Below are 19,823 nucleotides of genomic sequence, written 5' to 3' on the forward strand. Positions count from 1 at the left end.
GCCCCCGTCGCGGTCAAGCGCCTCTCGGGGTCCGGCTTCGACACCGCCATGGGGCTGGTGACGGCGCTTCTCGGCGGGCTCGGGCGTCGGGGTGGCCGGGCGCATCGCGGCGATCTGGAGCGGCACGAGGCTGTAGCGGTCTCCGTTCTCCGCGGCGGCGGCGAGGCTCTGGCCGTCGCGGCTGCGGGCGAAGGCCAGGACCGGCCGCACATTGCCGTCGACGAGGCGGATCCCCGCCTCCGTGTAGAGCCAGCCGCCGATGCCGGCGAGCAGCGGCAGCGCCCGGCGGCAGCCCGCGGGGAAGCGCACCAGCCGCCCGCTCGGACCGCTGTCGGTCGAGAGCGTCAGCACGCAGCGCCGCTGCCCGCCCGTCAGGGCAAGGTCCCAGGTGCCGACGGCGCCGGCGAGGCTGTCGGGCAGCGGCGAGGGCCCGCCCTCCCCCGGGGCAACGGGGGGCGTCACCGCCTGCGGCCCTGCTTCTTGCTCCGATCCTTGCCCCGTTGTCTGCCCCGCCTCCTGGCCGAGCGCCGGGGCGCCCGCCAGCAGGAGGAGGGCGAGGAGGGCGGGCCGGAGGGCGCCGATCCGGGGCCGTGGCGCGCGGGGATGTCTCATCGCGCCCGGCTCCAGGGCGTCTCCGGAACCGGGGTCAGCGGACCGTCCCCCTCGAACCACGAGACGAGGTTGTCGGTCAGGAGCCGCCCCATCGCGGTCCGGGTGTGGTGCGAGCCGGAGCCGACATGCGGCAGGAGCACGGTGTTCTCCAGAGCGATCAGCGCGTCGGGCACCTGCGGCTCGTTCTCGAACACGTCGAGCCCCGCCGCGTGGATCGTGCCGGCGCGCAGGGCCTCGATCAGCGCCGCCTCGTCGATCACGCTGCCGCGGGCGATGTTGACGACGATGCCCTCGGGCCCGAGCGCGGCGAGGACCGCCGCATCGACGATCCCCCGGGTCTCCGGCCCGCCGGGAGCGGCCACGATCAGCACGTCGACCGCCTGCGCCAGGCCGATCAGGCTGTCGTGGTAGGCGTAGGAAACCTCGGCCCGGGGCGTGCGGCCGTGATAGGCGATGCCCACGCCGAAGCCTTCCAGCCGCGTCGCGATGGCCTGGCCGATCCGGCCGAGGCCGAGAATGCCGACCCGGCGCTCCCGCAGGCTCGCCGTGAGGGGGAAGCTCGCCGCCCGCCAGTGCCCCGCCCGCAGGTAGCGGTCTCCCTGCGGGATGCGCCGCACGGCGGCGAGGAGGAGGCCCAGGGCGAGGTCGGCCACCTCGTCGGACAGCACGTCGGGGGTGTGGGTGACGACGATGCCGCGCCGGGCCGCCGCGCCGACATCAATGGTGTCGTAGCCGACGCCGAAGCTCGACACGATCTCCAGGTGCGGCAGCCGATCGAACAGGGCGGCATCGATCGGGCACATCGCGCCGACTGCGAGGCCGCGGATGCGCGGGCCGATCGCGGACAGGACGGCGTCGCGGTCGGGCGCGTCGTCGAGCCGGTGCAGGCGAAAGCGCGCGGCGAGCCGCTCGGCCACGTCGGGCCGGGTCTGGCGGATGAGCAGGATGTCAGGGGTCTGGTCCGGCGTCACGCACCCGCATCCTTCCGGCGATGCCGGCGCCGCCGCCGAGGGGGCGGTCGGGCACCGTCGCCGAGCCTCGGGGCCCGGCCGTGCCGGCCGGAGTAATCCCGCGCCGCTCGCCGGTCCAGCGGGCCCGGGTTACAAGTCCGGACGCGTTCGCGCCCGGCGGGATCGGGGGCCGAGGAGCCACAGGGGATGAAGCGGCCGTCACGACCGAACCCGGACGGGTCCGGCGCCCTGCCCCCGCTCCGCGCCCTCGCCGAGGCGGGCCGCCTCCTCGCCGGGCACGGCTTCCGCGAGGTCGCCCGCAACGATCGGGGGGACAGCCTCTATTTCGCCCGTGACGCGGGCCCCGAGCGGCTCCGCCTCTCCAACCATGCCCGCACCCCCAAGCAGCGGCGCGGCCATCCGGAGGTGGTCGCGAGCCTCGTGATCCGCCAGCCGAAGACCCGCGGGCAGGTCGCCGCCCTGGTCGAGGCGACCCTGCGGAACGTCGCGGGTCACCGACTCCGCGCCGCTCAGGCCGGCACCGCCTCCCGCGCGGCCGCCGATCCCTCGGCGGAGGCATCGGAAGGGTCGCCCTGAAGCCGGGCGATCAGATCGGCGATCGCGTCGGGGAGGTCCGGCTCGCCGTCGAGGCCGAAGGCGCTGTCGAGGGCGGGCATCACGCTGTCCAGGAAGGCGCGCGGCCGCCAGCGCGGGCGCGCACGGGACGCGGAGGGCGGGGAAGCGGGCATGGGGTCCGAGGCACCGGTGCGCGGGAGCGCCGTCGCGGGGACCGGTCCCGCGAGGCCCCGCACCCTGCGCCCCCGCACTTGAACCGGACCTGAAAAGCCAAGCTCAGTCCGGCGCGTCGCGGGCGAGTTCCTCGGGGACGAGGGCGGCGGCGTCCTGGCGGGCGATCAGGGCGGACAGGCCGACCGGGCGGTCGTCCCAGGCATCGACGCCGACATCGCAGGAGCGGGTCGTGTCGGGCAGCGTTCCGTGGGTATGCCCGTAGAGGTGGCGCGTGCCCCGCCACAGCCCCGGCCAGGCCCGGTGCGCGTAATGGGCGAGGAACAGGCGGCAGGGCGCGCCGCTCCCGTCCCGCAGGGTGATCCGGGCGCTCTCGACAGGCGGATCGGCCCAGGGCAGCCGCAGCACCCGGTTGCTGTCGTGGTTGCCGCGCACGAGCCGCTTGACCCCGTTGAGCCGGGCGAAGACCGCCGCGCAATGGGCCGGCTCGGCATGGGCGGCGAAATCGCCGAGATGCCAGACCTCGTCGCCCGGCGCGACGACGGCGTTCCAGCGGGCGATCAGGGCCTCGTCATGGGCCTCGATGCTCGGAGAGCGGTGCCCACGCTGGCGCAGGATATGGCGGTCACCGAAATGGGTGTCGGCCGTGAAGTGGATCGCCATGCTCCGGTCCCTCTCCCTGATCCCCCTCGGCGACGCGGATCCCGCCCCGTCGAGGCCCCCGAACGACGGCGGGCGGCGGGCCGTCCGCCGGTCGCCGGGCGGCCGACCCGCGATCGGCCTCGATGCCGGTGGGTCCAACGTCCCAAAGGGTCCCGCGAGGTGGCGCGGCCGGTCCGCCGGGGCAAGGCGGTGGCAAGGTGGTGCGCTGACGCGTGCGCCGCCGGAGCGGCTCAGAACCGGGTGGTCAGGGCGTTCAGCCAGTCGGGCGCGGCGTCCACGAGGGCCGTCTCGATCGCCTTGTCGAGGCCGACCAGCACGGCGAGGCCGGTGGCGACGAGGAGCGCTCCGAGCCCCGCCTTCAAGCCCCGGCCGAGCCGCATCAGGCCGCCGCGCAGGCGCAGGAGAAGGCCCCGCGACACCGCCCCGAGGACGAGGAGCGGCAGGGCGGCGCCGAGCCCGAACATCGCCATGGTGGCGGCCACACCCGCGAGGTCGCGCCCCTGCGCGGCCAGCAGCGAGGCGGCGCCCAATGTCGGCCCGACGCAGGGGCTCCAGACCGCGCCGAGCAGCAGCCCGAGACCGAACTGGCCCGTCAGGCCCGCGGTGGCGCGCCCGCCGAAGCGGCGCTCTGCCCAGTCGGCGATCGGGCCCGCAGCCACGGCGAGGCGGGTCTGCGCCGCCGGCACCAGCAGGACGAGACCGATCCCGACGAGCAGCACGGCCGCCCCTGTGCGGAACAGGGCCGTATCGAGCCCGAGCGCGAAGCCGACGGTGGCCACGAACAGGCCGATGGCGGTGAAGGACAGGGCGAGCCCCGCGGCGAGCGCGGCGGGACCGAACCGATGCGCGCTCGCGGCCGCCCCCAGCACCAGCGGCAGCAGCGGCAGCACGCAGGGCGAGAGCACCGACAGAAGCCCGGCGAGGAGGGCGAGGCCGAGGGACACCGTCACGCTTAGAGCCTCTCTCCGAACCGGAGCCTTGCACGTCCGCGGGCCTGCCGCGTCGCCCGTGCCGGGCCGAACCGGCAATCCACCCTCGCAGGCCCGTCATGACGCAACCGCCGGCCGATGCAAGGCTGGCGAAGGCCGGCGCCCCCTGCCCCACGCAAGCGTGTTGACGCCGCCCCGATCCCGGCCTATTGGAGCCCGGCGTTCGTTCGGCCACGCCGAAGCCCCTGGCTTCCATCCGCCGACACGCTCCCGGTGGGGGATAGTTTAACGGTAGAACCGCGGACTCTGACTCCGCTAGTCCTGGTTCGAATCCAGGTCCCCCAGCCACTCGTTCTCCTAAGCCATTCAGTTCGTTGCGCTTCTCGCTGAGCCGCCCTGCGGACTGAGCCGGTTGCTACATTCCGCTGCTACAAAGCCTGTCCGCGGGACAGCGAAGGAGCGGAGGGGCCGGGCTGTTCAACGTGGTCCTGCGAGGGATCGTCTACCACTTTCGGCGCGGTGTTCCGGACGACTTGCGCCAGCGACTCAACCGGCGCGAACTGGTCCGCAGCCTGGGCACCGGCGATATCCGCGCTGCCAAGCTGGCTGCATGTCGGTTATACGTGGCCTCCGAGGGGCTATTCTTGGCCCTGCGCGGCGCGCCGATGCTCACCGACGGACCCGATCGCCCATCTCGTCCAAGACTTCTACGCGTACATCACTCGACGGAGAGAACGCCGGGGCGTCTCGCTCGCAGCCCACTTCCGGCCAATGTACGCGAGATGCGTGTCACCGAGTCACCGTCACGCCCACCCTCGTCGACCACTCGGCCTACGACGCCTACACCCTGCTGATCGAGGCAGGCGGACAACGCCTGTTCTACTCCAGTGACGTGCGCGGTCACGGTCGCAAGGGCGCGCTGTTCGAGCGCCTGCTGCGCGAGCCACCGCGCGACATCGACACCCTGCTGATGGAAGGCTCCAGCCTCGGCCGGCTCGACCCGGACCGGACCTTCCCGAGCGAGGATGAGATCGAGGCGCGGCTCGTCGCACTGTTCACCGAGGCGCCCGGCATGGCGCTGGTCGCGGCCTCCGCCCAGAACATCGACCGGGTCGTCTCGCTCTACCGCGCGGCCAAGCGCACCGGGCGTACGCTGATCCTCGACCTCTACGCCGCCGCGGTGCTGGCCGCGACCGGCAACCCACGCATCCCGCAGTCGAACTGGCCGGGCGTCGCGGTGTTCGTGCCCCACCACCAGCGGGCCCACGTCAAGCGAACCGGCCGCGTCGACCTGCTGACGGCGCACGGGCACAACCGCGCTTACGCCGAAGACCTACCGGCGCTCGCCCCGCGCGTGGCACGGCTGTTCCGCCACTCGCTGCTGGCCGACCTCGACCGGGCCGGCTGAACGAACTGGTTCGCAGCTGCGCCGACCGGCAGGGCGCCGTCTACCTCGATCCCGGCCGTGCGATGGCCGACGCCTCGGGCCGCATCTCGACCCAGGTCCTCGACTCAGGTCCTCGACCCAGCTCCTGTTCGATCATCTGCACCCGACGATGGTCGGCGACGCCATCCCCGGCGGCGCCATCGAGGAGACGGTGGGCCGGAGGATGGCGCGATGAGTTCCGGGCGACGCCCATCGCGGCACGGGACCGTCGGATCCCAGGAAGGGTTTGGTCCCGCACCGGGACGATTCCGCCACCATTGGTCGACGTGAGGCGTCGGCTGGACGGCATGCGGATTGCGCGAAGTCGGCCGACAGATCGTTAGGATGTCCTGCTTAGTGTCTCTCACGCACCTCCTGCCGAACCGCCGAGGCGGAGGCGACGCCGCCGTGGGGCGGGCGTTCTCTGAGCGACACCCGAACGGCGGACCGGCGTTGAGGGCGGACACATACGCGCCGTGCTGGGTGCGCGGAGCCTGAGGATGCTCGACGGACCTCTTAACCTCCTCTCCAAACGCCCTCCGGCGGCGGCGGAGCGTCTTGCCGGCTACGCCGAGGTGGCCTCGTGGCTCCTGCAGCGCTGGAGCCTGATCGCCGTAGCAAGTTGCCTCTGCGCGTTCCTGACCTACGGCGCGAGCCTGCTCGTTCCACCGAGCTTCGTAGCCACCACGACGCTGTTCATCGACAGCCGCGGCATCCAACCGCTCGCCGGGGCGGCCGGTCAGCCCCCGAGCGGAGACAACAACTTCGAGGTCAGCTTCATCGAGAGCCAAGCGAGGATCGTCACCTCGCGCAGCGTCCTGTCGCGGGTCGTCGCGGCGCAGGGGCTCGCCGACGATCCGGCCTCCGGCGCGGGGACGACGCTCGCGGATCGGTTCAAGGATTTCATCGGCGCCGCTCCCGCGGAACCGCCGTCCGCGGAGAGCCGGCGCCTGAAGGCGCTCCAGGCGCTCGCCGACCGCGTCACGGTCAAGCGGCCGGAGCGGACCTTCATCATGGAGGTTTCGGTCCGAGCTTCCACTCCCGAGACGGCGGCGCGCCTCGCCAACGCGGTCGCCCAAGCCTATCTCGACGAGCAGACCACAGCCCATGCCAGCAAGGCCCGCCGTGCCAACGACGCGCTGACGAGCCGACTCGACGAGCTTCGCAACCGCCTCCGGCAGTCGCAAGCCCGGGCGCAGGCGTATCGGGAGAAGCATGGGCTCGTCGGGACGCGGACGCAGCTCAGCAGCGAGCAGCAACTGACGGAAGCCAACGCGCAGCTCGCCCAGGCACGCCAGCAGCGGGTTCAGAGCCGCGCCCATCTCGACGGCCTGTCCCGGGCGGAGGGCGGCCAGGGTTCCGAGGGCGTCTCGCCCGAGGCGGTCACCTCGCTCACGATCTCCCAGTTGCGCAGCAAGCAGGCCGACGCGAAAAGGCAACTGGACTCGGCCCTCACCCAGTTCGGGGCGCGCCATCCCGCCGTCCGCGATGCGCGCGATCAGCTTGCCAGCATCGACCGGTCGCTCCAGGCCGAACTCGTGCGCATCCGGCAAGCGGCGCAGCGCGAGTACCAGCGCGCTTCGGCCGCGGAGAGGGCATCCCAGGCGATCGTGGATCGGCTGTCCAACGAAGCCACCGACACAAGCAGCGCGCTGTCCGAACTGGCGCAACTGCAGCAGGAGGTCGACGTCAACAAGAACCTGCTCAACACCTTCCTCAGCCGGTCCCGGGAGATGGGCGAGATCGAGCAGCTCGACACCAGCACTGCGCGGATCATCTCAACTGCTGAGCCGCCCTTGCAGCGGGCTTTTCCACCGCGCGGCATCGTCTTCCTGGTCCTGGGCGGGGCCCTCGGCTTCTGGCTCGCCGTCGCCTGCATCGTCCTGCAGAGGACCCGAATCCTCTCGACATGGGCCGGACGCATCGCACCCGCGACCGGAACGGCCCTTCGCAGACTGGAGCAGCGCGACCTCGTGTCGTGACGGCGGATCCGGCGGGAAGTCTGACGCGGGCGGTTTTCAGCCGATCAGGTCGTCGGCGCCGTAGGACCGGCAGAGGCGCGACAGCCGGGACGAGGCGCCGGTCACGTGCCATCCCCGCCCCGCGTCGAGCCGGGCCTGCCGCAAGAGCATCAGCACGGCCACGGCGGCGCTGTCGAGCCCGGTGGTGCCGCCGAAGTCGATCGACAAGCGCTTGTCGCTGCCGGCCTGTGCCTGAAGCGTGTCGCGTAGAGGGCCGAGGCCCGGCGCGCGCCAATTTCCCTTCATGCGGATCACCGCATCGCGCTCGTCCTCGACCACCTCGACGGCCGAAGGGAACGCCCGTGATCCGCGTGGCGACGGGAGGCGGGCCATCCCGGCGTTCCACGATGTCCGCGCCAGCATGGCGAGGGCCGCCGAACCGTCCGACAGGTAGCGGCGCCACAGGGCGGGCTCCCGGTAGATCCGCCACGCCCATTCGAGGCCGGCCCGCTGCAACCGGGCCGGGGCGCGGCGCACGGTGCCGGCGGTGAAGTTGATCACCGCGCCGAGATGGCTGACGACCGGAACCTCCAGCGCCTCCCGGTTGCGCTCGATCCAGCTCTGACCCTTCTCGGCGCCGAGCGCCACGAGCAGGAAATCCGCGCCGCTCGCGTTGATCTCCCGAATGATCTCCGGATGGCTGATCGCCTCGACGCTGCCGTAGCCTGGCGAGCGGTAGCCCACACATCGCAGGCCGCCGCCCTCAGCGTTGAGCCTGTCTGCAGCGAGGCGGGCGACGCCGTCGGGGCCGCCGAACAGGTAGACGTTGAGGCGCTCGGCCGGGTCGCGGCTCCGCCGCAAGCGCTCGAACAGGTCCGCGCCGGTGACGCGGCCCTTAACCGGCACGCCGAACCACCGGCCGGCCCAGACCAGCGGCATCCCGTCGACAAGGCTGAGATCGCTGCGCAGGATCGAGGCGTGAAACGCCGGATCGGACGCCGCGCGCACGACGAAGTTCAGGTTGGGCGTCGCGATCGTAAGCTTGCGCCGCGTGCGAACGGCCTCACGGATGACCCGCAGCACCTCGTCCATCGCGACGTTGTCGAGCGTCACGCCGAAGATGCAGAACGCGGACCGTGAGAAATCGGGGACCGGCTTCGGCACCGCGCGGCGCGTCCCGTGGTCCGGTCGATCGAGCGGTTCGTCGGCCAGCCTCACCGAATGCCTCTCATCATGCCGCTGGCGCCATGTCGGTCCGCGCACCGTCGCCTGCGGATACCGTCGGCGCGTCGATCGACGACGTCTGTCGGCATGATCGAGCCGGTGACGTGGATCATGCGGGCCCGAGCCGTTCACGATACGCGATGCCGTCGAGACATGGTCTCTCGACAACGTGATAGACCAACCGCCCGACCGTCGCGCCGAGAGCGATCCGCCCCGACCATGAAGGCGACTGTGATGGATGGCGCCGACCGCTGCAAGACTGATCCCTGCAAGACCCTTTCGAGACGCGTCGCGCCTCCGGAATGTTGCATAAGGCCCGTCATCCAACGGTCGGCGAGGCTGGTCGCGCTTCCCGCTCCCCTGTCCGGTGCGTTTTCATGATCCTCTCGGCGGACACGATCGACCACGGCACCGAACTCCCCTGCGATCTCTGCATCGTCGGCGCGGGCGCGGCCGGGATCACGCTCGCCCTTCAATTCCTCCGGAGCGGCCTGCGCGTCCTACTCCTCGAAGGCGGCGGCTTGAAGCCGGACGCCGCCGCGCAGGCGCTTTACCGGGGTGACGTCGCCGATCCCGATCTCCATCCCCCGACCGACCGCTACCGCCAGCGGACGATGGGCGGCACGACCACCGTCTGGAGCGGCCGCTGCATCCCGTTCGACCCGATCGACTTCGCCGCGCGGCCCTGGCTCGGACAGGACGGCTGGCCGATCGCCTACGACGAGGTGGCGCTCTGGTATCCAGCCGCGAACGCCCTGTGCGAGGCTGGCGACTGCACGTACTCGGCCGCCGCCGCCCTGCCGGACGGGATGCGCCCGACGATCCGCTCCTTCGCGCCCGAAGGGTTCGACTCCGACCGGATCGAGCGGTTCTCGCCGCCCACCGATTTCGGCGCCCGCTACCGCGCCCGGCTGGCGGCGAGTTCGGACGTCCGCGTCCTCGTCGGCGCCAATGCGCTCGAACTCGTCACCGACCCGGACGGCACCACGGTCCGCCGCGTCGCGGTCGCCACCCTCGCCGGCCGGCGCTTCGCCATCGCGGCCGGCCACGTCGTCGTCGCCACCGGAGGGATCGAGACGGCGCGGCTGCTGCTGGCGTCGCGCCGTCACCGGGCGGACGGGATCGGCAACACGCACGGCCTCGTCGGTCGGTTCTACATGTGCCACATCGCCGGCACGATCGGGACGGTCAAGCTGTACGTGCCGCGCGACTACGTCTGGAGCGGCTACGAGCGGGCCGAGGACGGCGCCTATTGCCGGCGGCGCTGGACGCTGAGCGAAGCCGCTCAGCGCGAGCACGGGGTCGCCAACGGCCTCCTGCGCCTGCACTTTCCCACCATTCCTGATCCGCGCCACGGCAGCGGCCCCCTGTCGGCGCTCTACCTCGCCAAGCCGTTCATCGGCTACGAGCACGCCAAGCGGTTGCACAACCGCGGCGGCGGGGCCGCAACTTGGCTGCGCCATCTCGGCAACGTCGCCCGCGAGCCCGCGGCGACGGCGGGCTTCTTCCTCCACGCCGTGCGGCACCGGGCGTTCGCCGCGCGGAAGTACCCGTCGGTGATCGTTCGCCCACCGGGCAACCTGTTCAGCCTGGACTATCACGGCGAGCAGGTGCCCAATCCCGACAGCCGGGTGAGCCTCGGCCGGGAGACCGACGCGCTCGGTCTTCCGCGCGTCCACCTCGACTGGCGCCACTCGCCCGTCGACATCCGCACGGCGGAGGTCGCCCTGTCGCTGCTCGACGGCGCGCTGCGCCGCTGGGGCCGCGGCCGGCTCGACTACGATCCAGCCGCCGTCGCCCACCACATGCTGCGCGACGGGGCCTATGGCGGCCATCATATCGGCACCGCCCGCATGGGCGCCACGCCGGCCGCCGGCGTGGTCGACACCGAGTGCCGGGTGCACGGGGTACACAACCTGTTCCTTGCAGGCGCGGCCGTGTTCCCGACCTCCAGTCAGGCCAACCCGACCCTCACGGTGGTCGCCCTGGCGCTCCGGCTCGCCGACCGGCTGAAACGAAGCCTCGTTCCCGCCCGCGCGGCGTGAGCGGGCCGGACGGCATCCGCCCGGTCACCCCGACGTCCGGAGCCAGTCCGCGGCAGCGGCGATGGCCCGCGCCGGGGGCGTGCGACGGAATGCCAGCACGGCATCGGCCCGGCGGTGGTCGAGGGTGATCTCCTGCCGCCACAGCCGCGCCATCGACGGCGTCACCGCCGGTGGCAGCTTAACTCGTACGGGGGACCGGTCGAGCACGCGCCCGGCCACCACGAGGGCCGGGGCGAGCAGCCGGACCTCGGCGGACAGCCGGCGCCCAGAGATGCGTGCGACCGGCACCGCGCCGATCGCGCGGCCGAGCTCCGTCAGGTAAGCGTTCCAGCTGCGCGGGTTCGGGTCCGACACGTTGACGATACCACCGCCGACCTCCGGCCGGCGCAGAGCCGCCAGGATGGCTTGCACCATGTCGTCGATGAAGGTGAGGTTGCAGGTTCCGTCGCCGTTCTCGCCGAGGTCGCCGATCCGATGCCGCCGCAGCAGCCGGCCGATCCGCTCCGTCCATTGCGGGCTTCCGGGACCGTGGATGCAGCCCGGCCTGAGCACGACCGACCGGGCGGCAACCGTGGCGGAGGCGGCAATCATCGCCTCGCAATCAACCTTGGCGCGGGCATAGGGACCATCGGATCCGTCGAGCGGGCTCGTTTCCCCGACGGTGCCGGAAACCGGCCCGTAGACCGCCATGCTGCTGAGGTGGACGAGGCGCTGCACGCGCCCCGATTCGGTCAGCGCGACGAGGTGGCGCGTCACCGCTGTCATCGCGGCCTCGGTCCCGGCGATGCAGTTGACGACGGCGTCGATCCCGGCGAGCGCTTGCCTGAGCGCCTCGGAATCGGTCGCGTCGGCTCGGCGCAGCGGGACGCCGGGCGGGAGAGCGTTCGCAGCGCCGCGCATCAGGGCCATGGGCTCGAAGTCCGAGTCAGCCGCGAGCGCGGCGACGAGGTGGCGGCCGACGAACCCACCGGCACCGAGGACGAGGACGCGCGTCATGTGGCTCGGGTTCCTTCATCGTGGTGCGCGGCGCATCAGGCAGTTCATCTCCTGAATGGCGCCGGCCCGGCGCGACACCACCGTGAGATCGGTGAGGGCGAAACCCGCTGCTTCGTAGCGGGCCAGCGATTCGAGGTAGTGCGGCGATCCGGCGTAGATCGGCAGCACCGAGAGTTCCGAGTACAGCGCCCGCACGGCGCTGAGGCAGCCCTGCGCGCCGGTAAAGCAGCGCAGGTCGTAGCCCTGCGTGTCCATCTTCAGGAGGATGCGGCGGGTGGCGTGGTCGGGCAGGAGGTCCGGCAGCACGTGGTCGAGGCGGCGGATGGCGACCTGCTCGGTTTCGAGCCGGCGCGAGGCGGTGATCGGCGCCAGGAGCGAGTTCATCACGGTCAGACTCGGCACGACGTTGATCGCAGCCGTTCCGTCTGCATCGCCCAGCGCGATGCGCAGCCCGGTCCAGAGCGGATCGCCCCGCATCCGTTGCGAGGCCGCATCGAAATCCCGGCGCACTGGCTCGAACGAGAGGATGCGACCGGCAAAGCCCGCCTGCCGCAGCCCTTGCGCGAACTGGCCGGTATTGGCGCCGACGTCGAGCACCACGTCGATCCGCTCCTGCCGGATCAAGTCGCGCAGGCCGACATGCTCTGCCAGCGCCTGGAGCGGCCGGCCGGGTAGCGGCAGCCCCATGCGGACGGCCTGCAAGGCGAGCCGCCGGCTCCCGTCCCTCCAAGCGTGGTGGAGCGCGTTCATGGATGCCTCGTCGTGACGGATCGGTGTCGGTGCATCGCTCATCCCGTGCCGGGCAGAGGCGATCGGCCGGCCAGCCGCCGGATCGCCCGTCGGAGCCATGTCACCCGCTTGGCGCGCGCGCGAAGGTCCTCGCGCATCGAGACCGCGGCGAGGGCGAGGCGCCCGCGCATCGTCACGGCACTCTCGCAGCGGAACAGAAGCAGTTCGGTGTCGGCCCATTCCCGCTTGTAGGCCTCGTCGCCGACCGTGAAGTCGAAGACCTGATGATCCTCGTCGATCGCGGCCTTCATCATGGCGTCGATCATGAGACGCCCGGTGCTGAAACGCTGCCAGTTGCCGGATTCCCATCCCAGCAGGAGCAGACAGAAGCGGCCGCGATAGACCAGTCCGAGATGGGCCGCCACGATGGTGCCGGCCACTGTGAGGGCGCACCCATGGACGCGGCCCTCCGGAACCGTCATCCGACTCATCGCGTCGTAGAACCCGGCGAAGGCAGGGTCCGCGAACCAGTCCCTGTCCCCGGTTTCCAGCCAGCGACGGGATTTCATCCGCTTCAGGCCGACGAGGAGATCTCTCATCGCGGTGGCGTCGGTCGCTACGGCGAAATCCGTCGATCCCACCTCGGCGAGGCGGCGCCAGCGACGGCGTGTATCTGCCGCAAACTGGTTTCTCAGAGATCCGACCAGCGTCGCGTAGCTGTCGGGAAGAGTCACGCTCCGCGCGACCCCGGCGGCGGTCGCGCCCGGCAAGTGGACCAGCGGGTTGGGCACCCGCCCCGCAGCGGCCCCCTGCGGCGGGTCGAGCGAGGCCGGCATCCGCAGCAGGCGGACGGTGTCGTGCGGCGGCAGCGCCGCGGCGATCCGCGTCCAGAGAGCCCGGACGGAGGCGGCGTCGAGGGCCTCGACGAAGGCGGGATCGGCCAGCGGGGAATTGTAGTCGGACACGACCCCGCCCAGGAATTCCAGCACGCGCAGGCCCCTGCGGCGCACGAGGCCGAGCGGGACCACCAACCGCACTTGCGTGTCCGCGACCACGACGATGGCGGGCGCTACGCCGACGCCCAGCGTCTCGTGCCAGGCCCGCAGCCACACGTGGCGCCCAAAGGCGTAGCCCGCGAGACCGGGCGTTTCGAGATCCGCCTCGGCGTCCCGCAGGGAGGCGTGGACGCGGATCGTCAGCCCCTGTGCCGCCCCGTGCATCATCGGTGTCCCCGCGGCATCGTCCACCATAGGAGCTTGCCCGAGACCTGCGCGATCTTGAGCCGTCGCGATCCGGCGTCGGGAGCGCCGCGCAGGCGGGAGGCCGCCCAGGCGGCGGTCACCAGCGTGAGCTGGACGCCCGCCCGCACCGCGATCGACACGGCCGCGAGCGCCGGCCGCCGCGCACGCCGCACCGCGACGCTCGCCCATTGCTGGCCCCCGCGCCGGTTGCGCCTGAGCATGTAGTCGAAGCGGGTCCGCTCGGCCGGGACGACCTCGTAGACCACCGCCTCGCCGCACCAGACCATGCGCCGGCCGGCCCGGTCGAGGCGGACGAACAGGTCGTGATCCTCGCCGCCCGAGCGGCCGAGCCACGGGTCGAACGGCGCGTCCCCGACGAGGCAGGTGTCGCGCCGCAGGAGCGCGTTGCCGGTGCCGATCCAGCGTCCGCTCGCGCCCTGATCGTGGCGGAGGCCCATGCGGGTGCCGCTGGGCCGGTCGAGCCGGCGCTCGAAGGGGCGCCCGCTCGGATCCCAGTCCGGCGGCCCGTCGGGGAAATCGGCCAGGACGGCGCCGAACACGATGTCGGCCCCCGTCTCCCGCGCGGTCGCGACCAGCGCGGCGAGCCAGCCCGGAGCGCACCACTCGTCGTCGTCGAGGAAGACGACGAGCGCCCCGGCCGTCCCCGCCACGCCGCGATTGCGCGCGTGGGAGATGTTCGGCACCGGGTGGGCGAGGTAGCGCAGCGGCAGCCCGGCCTCGCCGGAGAGCGCCGCGACGACGGGCTGGGCATTCCCGTCCGGCGCGTTGTCGACCACCACGATCTCGGCGGCGACGTCGGGTGGCAAACGCTGCTCCCGCGCGGTCCGGACGGCGCGGGCCAGCAGGGTGGGACGGTTGAACGTGCAGATGACGACGCTCACCGTCGTGACGACGGTCGGCGTCGTGACGACGCTTGGCGTCGTGACGGCCGGCGCCTCCGGCTTGTCCGCGACCGACATCACCGCCCCCTCGGTTCGGGAGACGGAGTTCGGCCCGCCGCCGCACCGCTTTCGAGCGCGGCGACCGCCCGCCCGGCCTCGCGCCACAGCAGCAGCGTGATCCCGACATAGCCGGCCGCCAGCGCCACGAGGTTGCCCTCGGCCCCGTAGAGCAGGATCATCGGAATCACGCCGGCCAGCACCGGACCGACCGTCCACAGGTTGATCATCGTCAGTTCACGGAACCGCTTGGCGACCTGCATCACGGCCGAGAGGTTGGCGTCGACGGCCTGCAGCAGCAGGACCACCGTCCACAGGGCCACCAGGGGGCCGATCCCCTCGTAGCGTCCGCCCAGCACCCGGCCGATGAGCCAGTCATGGGCGAGCAGCATCACCATCGCGTAAAGGGCGACGATCGCCACGACGGCGGCGAGGGTGCGGTTGGCGGTCCGGGTCATCTCCGCGACGCGCCCCTCCGCCGCCAGCCGCGCCATGGCGGGGGTCAGGGTCCGCCCGACCCCGACGATCAGGAGGCCCATCGGCATGATCAGCATCCGGGCGGCGTTCAGCTCGGCGATCGCCCGGGCGCTGCCGAGCCAGCCGAGCAGGTAGACGTGCCCCTGGTTCTGGAGCGCCGTGACGGCGGCGCCGCCCAGTGCCCAGCGCCCCTGGCCCCAGGCGACCGCCACCGCGCCGAGCGCCGGCCCCCCTCCGGTCCGGAGCGGCAGCCGCGACAGGGCGAGGCCGAGGCCGGCCGCCACGCCGGCCGACAGGCCGAAGGCGGTCATGGCCGCAAGGGAAAGGGAGGGCACCGGGCCCGCGCCGAGGCCGAGCGTGCCGGCGGCCCAGCCGGCGACGAGCAGGAGATCGAGCGTCACGGCGTCGAACGGCCGGTCGACGAGGAAGAAGTAGCTTCGCAGGAAGTCGTGCGCCATCACCGCCGGGCAGGCCAGGGCCGACACGACGAGAAGAGCGCGCAGGTCGGGCGGCAGCACGCGCTCCGGGAGCAGGAGCGCGACCGCGAGACCGGCCAGCGCGAGGCACGCGCTGAACATCAGCTGGCCGCGCAGGAGCGAGGCGGCGAAGCCGTCCCGGTCGTACCGGGGACGCTCGTGGTAGGACACGGTGAGCTGGGCCGCGAACACGGCGTTGGAGAAGCCGTTCAGCAGGATCAGCGTCATGTAGCAGAGGCTGTAGAGCCCGTACTCCTCCTTGGTCGAGGCCCGCAGCACCAGGAGCCCGACCGCGAGGTTGCCGATCCCGACGACGCCCTGATCGACGATGCCCGCCAGCGTGCGGTGGCGCCGCCGCAGGAGGGTGAGTCCGCGGGAGACGCCCTGTCTCATGCGGAGGCCGGAGCGATCTCGCCGGCCACGGCGCCGACGGTGGCGACGCGCAGGCCGGCGCGCCCGATGGCCGCGACCAGCGCGGCGAACGAGGCGGGGCTGCATCCCCAAGGGGAAGGGAACGGCGTCACGTCGTGGGTGTAGAAGATCGCCCAGCCCCCCGTCGCGGCGAGCCGACCGATCACGTCCCGGGCGGCGGCCAGCCAAGCGGCATCCTCGTAGAGCGGATTGGCCGGCAGCAGCGCGAGGTCGACGCTGCCCCGGGCGATGCCCGCCATCGTGCTCCGGCAGGTCACGGCCCGCGCCATGGCGGCGCGCTTGGCGCCCACCGTCACGCCGCCGAACGGATAGGAGAAGGAGCGCACAGCGTGCCCGGGCAGGAGGTCGGCCAGGACGCGGCGATTGTCGTCGATGTCGCGGCCGTAATCCTCCGCCGCGACGGCGCGGGCGTCGAGGTGCCGGCAGGTGTGGTCGCCGATCTCGTGGCCGGCCGCGTGCAGCCGGGCGACCTGATCGGGAGAGGCGATGGTCCCCACCGCGCTCGGCTGCCCGAGCAGGCCGCTCGCCACGTACCACGTCGCCGCCATGTTGGCGTCGCGGAGGATCGGCCCGGCGGCGTCCACGGCGGAAGCGGGAAAGTCGTCGAAGGTGAACGAGACGGTGGGGGGGAAGTCGTCCGGTAGGACGGCGGGACGCCGCGCGCAGGACCGCGCCAGAGTCCGCCCGACCACGCGGCGCAAGCGCGGGACGGTCCCGTCGGCGCCCGGGCTCACCAGTAGCATCCCTGCTCGACCTTGCGGGCCGTTGCCGGCGCCTCGTCCCCGCTGGGCCTGACCCAGGCGACGTTCCGCTGCGCGGCGACGGCAGCCGACTTCTCCCAGCGCCGCCCCAGGATGCCGAACAGGATCTGGGTGAGGCCACCCATGTGGAAGCCGACCTTGCCCGAGGCGCAGGCCTGCGCCGAAACCGGAAGGGAGATGCCGCCAGCGCCGACGATCACGACGTCGTAGGGCCGAGATTCGATCTCGCCGAGGAGATGGTCGAACTGCTCGTGCCAGCTTCCGTATCGCGGCGGCGCCAGCGCGGGGCTGAGCGGCATCCGCACCGTGCGCAGGTCGAACTCCGGCAGGATTTCACGATTCTCCCACACCTCCCGCCGTCGGGCGTATTGTCGCTCGATCGTCGCCGCGAAGGGATGAAGCACGACGACGCGCTTGCCCGAGAGCGCCCCGGACCACGGATCGCGGTGATACCACGGCTCAAAGCTGTCGATGTGGAGGAGCGCCCTCGGCGCGGCCTCGGGGACCGGGGCCTGCCGCAGGATCTCGGCCTCGCCAGGTTGTCCCCAGACCGCCAGGAGGTCGATCCGCGCGAGCGCCGCGAGATAGGCCTCGCAGAAGCGGTCGATGCTGTCGGGCGTGCCGGGAAACAGCCCGACATTGGTGACCAGTTGCTCCATCAGCAGGGGCGGGTAGCCGGTCTGCGCGAGGAAGGAGGTCAGGGCCTCGGCCTCCAGCGAGCCGATCTTGGCAATGCCGTGCGGCCCACCGGACAGAATAGCCTCACGCAGGAGCCCGTTGCCAGCCTCGGCGTCGCGCACGCTCCCGTGCTGGTTCAGCTCGCGCCGACGCAGGAGGCGACGCAGGTAGTGGTAGGGCGGATGCGCCGCGTCATGGAGGCGGGGATGCGCGCGCAGGAAGCGGGCGAGGCGGCGGCGCAGGGCCGTGGCGGGAGAGGTCATCGGGCGAGGCCCCGCGAGGGTGCCGAGCGAAACGCCTCGGCGACGGTAGCGCGCAGCGGCTTGGGGCGGAACGCGGTGTCGTAGAGGTGGGGCCGCGAGACGAGCCCGTCGGTGCGGCGGGTCCGCGGATTGCCATCGACCCACGAATGGGCGTCGCTGACCCCCCAGGTCACCACCAGCCGCACCGACGGCTCGGCCAACGCGGCGGCGAGGTAGGCGCGGGTCTCCTCCGCCGCGGCCCGGTCGCGGACGGCGACGTCCCCGGGAAGCGTGCGGTCGGTGATGTCGAGTTCCGTGATGAAGACCGAGAGGCCCAGGCTCGCGACCGCGCGGATGAAGGAACGAAACACCTCGGGATCGAACGGCCCCTTGGCGGGATCGAGGTGACCCTGGATGCCCAGCGCGCGCACCGGGACGCGCTGGCGCACGAGGCGGTTCAGCAGCTCAAGCGTGGCGGTCCGGCGCCGGGCCTGCCAGTCGGTGTCGCGTTCGAGGTCGTACTCGTTCAGTGTGAGGATCGCGTCCGGGTCGGCCTCGGCGGCGAGCGCGAAGGCGCGGGCGATGTAATCCTCGCCGAGCGCCGCGAGGAACGGCGTGCGGCGCAAACCTCCGGTCTCGCCGCCGGAGGGTTCGATCGCCTCGTTGACCACGTCCCAGGAATGCATGCGCCCGGCATAGCGGCGGCACAGGGTTCCGATGTGGCGCGACAGTGCCGCGCTCATCTCCGCGCGCGTCAGGCCTGTCGTCATCCAGGCCGGCAGGGCCTCGTGCCAGACCAGGGTGTGGCCGCGCGAGCCCAGGCCGTGCTCGTGGGCGAGGTCGACGAGGGCGTCGGCATCGGCGAAATCGAACCGGCCCGGCCCGGGCTCCGCTCGCACCCATTTCAACTCGTTGCCCGGCACGAGCATCGCCGACTGGGCCAGAGCGATCGCGGCGAGCGGGGGCGCCTCCCGTACCTGATCGCAGGTCAGCGCCATGCCGAAGACGACGCCCTTCGCTGCCGCGAGCGCGGCGAGGCTCGGTGCGACGGCGCGTGCGTCCGGCGCGCCAGGCAGCGCCGCGGCGCCCGCGGCCGCCAGAGCAGAGAGGAGGCGGCGCCGGTCCAGGACCGGGCCGCGGGCCGCGGGTCCGTCAGCCGCCGGCATGGTCGGCCCGCCTCATCATCGGGTGGCCGAAGGGGGGAACGGGCAGACGCTGCCGCAGCCGCATGTGCTCCGCCGAGCGTTCGCGCCCGACGACGAGGGCGCGCAGCTGGTAGGCGCGCACGAAGGCCAGGTAGCCCGGCGCGTCGAAGCGCTTCACGCCGCCGGCCCAGGCCTTCAGGTACCCGCACAGCATCGCGACCGCGCCGAGCACGCGCGGGCGCTTGTTCAGCCGGTACACCGTCGCGGCCAGCATGAAGAGCGGCGGGGTGCCCATCACCCAGGCGCCGAGGCCGTGGCGCATGCGCCCGTGCCACAGGCTGAGATGGCTCGATCCCATCGGGCGCAGGTGGACGAAGGCGAGATCGGGATCGGGGAAGCTGACGGCCTTCAGTCCATGCATGCGGCAGAGATGACAATCGATCCCGTCCCAGCCGATCGAGGTCGGGAAGCCGCCGATCAGCCGCCACGCAGAGACGCGGTAGAATTTCGTCATGCCGACCGAGAACTGATCGGCGATGTGCTCGCTGATCAGCGCGCCGGTGCGCGGGTCGGGGAAGAACGGCTTGCCGCTGCAGGTGGCGATCGCCCGGTCGGCGTCCATCCGGTCCATCAGCGTCTCGAAGTACCGCGGCGGCAGCGCGACATCCATGTCGAGCTTGCACAGGAACTCGACCGTCGACAGGTCGATCCCGGCGAGACCTGCGTTGAACGCCTCGACCACGCCGGGGCCGACCTTGCGTACGCCCCGATCCGAGCGGCGGACGACGCGCAGGTAGGGCATCCGCGGCGCGTACTCGGCCAGGATTGCCTGCGTGTCGTCGGTGGAGCCGTCGTCGACGAAGACGAGATGGGCCGGCGCCACCGTTTGCGCGAGCAGGCTGTCCAGCGTTCGGCGCATCGTCCCGGCCTCGTCGCGGCTCGGTGCGATCAGGGCGTAGCGACGGCGCGCCTTGGGATCGAGGCTCTCAATCATGACGGCGCGCACCCGACGGGAATCGAAACCCGCACGGCTTTGACGAGGGTGGGCCGGGACGCGCGCGGCGAGGTCGACACATCTCGGATGCCCGTGAGGCTGCCGACGACGCGTCGACTTCGATCGAACCCCTAGC

Annotated in this window: 19 protein-coding genes and 1 tRNA gene; 6 read left to right on the plus strand and 14 right to left on the minus strand. The window is 72.3% G+C overall.

The features are described from left to right. Both LW587_RS15055 and LW587_RS15060 read right to left on the minus strand, forming a co-directional pair. Positions 1 to 612, minus strand: a 612-nt coding sequence (locus LW587_RS15055) for an AprI/Inh family metalloprotease inhibitor (protein WP_232630407.1), incomplete at its 3' end; no start/stop codon positions are given. After that, on the minus strand, positions 609 to 1,583 hold the full coding sequence (locus LW587_RS15060; RefSeq protein ID WP_232630408.1) for a 2-hydroxyacid dehydrogenase: 975 nt from the start codon (positions 1,581 to 1,583) through the stop codon (positions 609 to 611). The genes LW587_RS15055 and LW587_RS15060, both read right to left, overlap by 4 nt. A gap of 186 nt (positions 1,584 to 1,769) precedes the next feature. Here LW587_RS15060 and LW587_RS15065 point away from each other — a divergent pair, with 186 nt between their 5' ends. Then, positions 1,770 to 2,159, plus strand: coding sequence for a hypothetical protein (locus LW587_RS15065; RefSeq protein WP_232630409.1), 390 nt, complete (start codon positions 1,770 to 1,772; stop codon positions 2,157 to 2,159). Positions 2,160 to 2,414: 255 nt separating this feature from the next. On the opposite strand, the gene LW587_RS15070 is transcribed toward LW587_RS15065, so the two are convergent. Together LW587_RS15070 and LW587_RS15075 are read right to left on the minus strand one after the other, a co-directional pair. Then, positions 2,415 to 2,972 carry a metallophosphoesterase gene (locus LW587_RS15070; protein WP_232630410.1) on the minus strand — a complete coding sequence of 186 codons (558 nt, stop codon included), beginning with the start codon at positions 2,970 to 2,972 and terminating at the stop codon, positions 2,415 to 2,417. Between the two features lie 230 nt (positions 2,973 to 3,202). Next, positions 3,203 to 3,922, minus strand: coding sequence for a cytochrome c biogenesis protein CcdA (locus LW587_RS15075; protein ID WP_232630411.1), 720 nt, complete (start codon positions 3,920 to 3,922; stop codon positions 3,203 to 3,205). Between the two features lie 253 nt (positions 3,923 to 4,175). Here LW587_RS15075 and LW587_RS15080 point away from each other — a divergent pair. The 4 genes from LW587_RS15080 to LW587_RS15090 all read left to right on the plus strand — a co-directional run bounded on the left by LW587_RS15080 (position 4,176) and on the right by LW587_RS15090 (position 7,309). Further along, positions 4,176 to 4,249, plus strand: a tRNA-Gln gene (locus LW587_RS15080). A gap of 134 nt (positions 4,250 to 4,383) precedes the next feature. Further along, a complete protein-coding gene (locus LW587_RS24155) occupies positions 4,384 to 4,755 on the plus strand; it encodes a DUF6538 domain-containing protein (RefSeq protein WP_332839838.1) in 372 nt (123 codons plus the stop codon). A gap of 38 nt (positions 4,756 to 4,793) precedes the next feature. Further along, complete coding sequence (locus LW587_RS15085; protein WP_442919154.1) at positions 4,794 to 5,309, plus strand: hypothetical protein; 516 nt, start codon at positions 4,794 to 4,796, stop codon at positions 5,307 to 5,309. A gap of 518 nt (positions 5,310 to 5,827) precedes the next feature. Continuing rightward, the gene (locus tag LW587_RS15090) at positions 5,828 to 7,309 is read left to right on the plus strand and encodes a GumC family protein (RefSeq protein WP_232630412.1); all 1,482 of its coding nucleotides are present in this window, start codon (positions 5,828 to 5,830) and stop codon (positions 7,307 to 7,309) included. Between the two features lie 36 nt (positions 7,310 to 7,345). Here LW587_RS15090 and LW587_RS15095 read toward each other — a convergent pair whose 3' ends face one another. After that, the gene (locus LW587_RS15095) at positions 7,346 to 8,506 is read right to left on the minus strand and encodes a WecB/TagA/CpsF family glycosyltransferase (RefSeq protein WP_232630413.1); all 1,161 of its coding nucleotides are present in this window, start codon (positions 8,504 to 8,506) and stop codon (positions 7,346 to 7,348) included. Positions 8,507 to 8,889: 383 nt separating this feature from the next. Here LW587_RS15095 and LW587_RS15100 point away from each other — a divergent pair, with 383 nt between their 5' ends. Next, positions 8,890 to 10,557 (plus strand): GMC oxidoreductase, encoded by a 1,668-nt coding sequence (locus LW587_RS15100; protein ID WP_232630414.1) that lies wholly within the window; start codon positions 8,890 to 8,892, stop codon positions 10,555 to 10,557. A 24-nt stretch (positions 10,558 to 10,581) separates the two neighbouring features. Here the strand turns inward: LW587_RS15100 and LW587_RS15105 are convergent, their stop codons facing one another. Genes LW587_RS15105 through LW587_RS15145 form a run of 9 tightly spaced genes read right to left on the minus strand, consistent with a single transcriptional unit; the run spans position 10,582 to position 19,687 of the window. Continuing rightward, on the minus strand, positions 10,582 to 11,553 hold the full coding sequence (locus LW587_RS15105; RefSeq protein WP_232630415.1) for an NAD-dependent epimerase/dehydratase family protein: 972 nt from the start codon (positions 11,551 to 11,553) through the stop codon (positions 10,582 to 10,584). A gap of 15 nt (positions 11,554 to 11,568) precedes the next feature. Then, the gene (locus LW587_RS15110; protein ID WP_232630416.1) at positions 11,569 to 12,303 is read right to left on the minus strand and encodes an FkbM family methyltransferase; all 735 of its coding nucleotides are present in this window, start codon (positions 12,301 to 12,303) and stop codon (positions 11,569 to 11,571) included. A gap of 38 nt (positions 12,304 to 12,341) precedes the next feature. Further along, positions 12,342 to 13,505: a GNAT family N-acetyltransferase gene (locus LW587_RS15115; RefSeq protein ID WP_232630417.1), complete on the minus strand. Its 1,164-nt coding sequence runs from the start codon at positions 13,503 to 13,505 to the stop codon at positions 12,342 to 12,344. Further along, positions 13,502 to 14,503 (minus strand): glycosyltransferase family 2 protein, encoded by a 1,002-nt coding sequence (locus tag LW587_RS15120; RefSeq protein WP_232630418.1) that lies wholly within the window; start codon positions 14,501 to 14,503, stop codon positions 13,502 to 13,504. The genes LW587_RS15115 and LW587_RS15120 overlap by 4 nt, the downstream gene beginning before the upstream one ends. Next, positions 14,503 to 15,828, minus strand: a complete 1,326-nt coding sequence (locus LW587_RS15125; RefSeq protein ID WP_232630419.1) for a lipopolysaccharide biosynthesis protein — start codon at positions 15,826 to 15,828, stop codon at positions 14,503 to 14,505. The genes LW587_RS15120 and LW587_RS15125 overlap by 1 nt, the downstream gene beginning before the upstream one ends. Beyond that, a complete protein-coding gene (locus LW587_RS15130; RefSeq protein ID WP_232630420.1) occupies positions 15,825 to 16,601 on the minus strand; it encodes a polysaccharide deacetylase family protein in 777 nt (258 codons plus the stop codon). Before LW587_RS15130 ends, LW587_RS15125 begins: the two co-directional genes overlap by 4 nt. Beyond that, entirely contained in the window at positions 16,598 to 17,569 is a 972-nt protein-coding gene (locus LW587_RS15135; RefSeq protein WP_232630421.1) for a hypothetical protein, read from the minus strand. Before LW587_RS15135 ends, LW587_RS15130 begins: the two co-directional genes overlap by 4 nt. Beyond that, on the minus strand, positions 17,566 to 18,714 hold the full coding sequence (locus tag LW587_RS15140; RefSeq protein ID WP_232630422.1) for an endo-1,4-beta-xylanase: 1,149 nt from the start codon (positions 18,712 to 18,714) through the stop codon (positions 17,566 to 17,568). The genes LW587_RS15135 and LW587_RS15140 overlap by 4 nt, the downstream gene beginning before the upstream one ends. Further along, a complete protein-coding gene (locus tag LW587_RS15145; RefSeq protein ID WP_232630423.1) occupies positions 18,701 to 19,687 on the minus strand; it encodes a glycosyltransferase in 987 nt (328 codons plus the stop codon). Before LW587_RS15145 ends, LW587_RS15140 begins: the two co-directional genes overlap by 14 nt. Positions 19,688 to 19,823 lie beyond the last annotated feature (136 nt).

It is taken from the genome of Methylobacterium sp. Leaf118, assembly GCF_920984675.1.
In the GTDB taxonomy this organism is placed as follows: domain Bacteria; phylum Pseudomonadota; class Alphaproteobacteria; order Rhizobiales; family Beijerinckiaceae; genus Methylobacterium.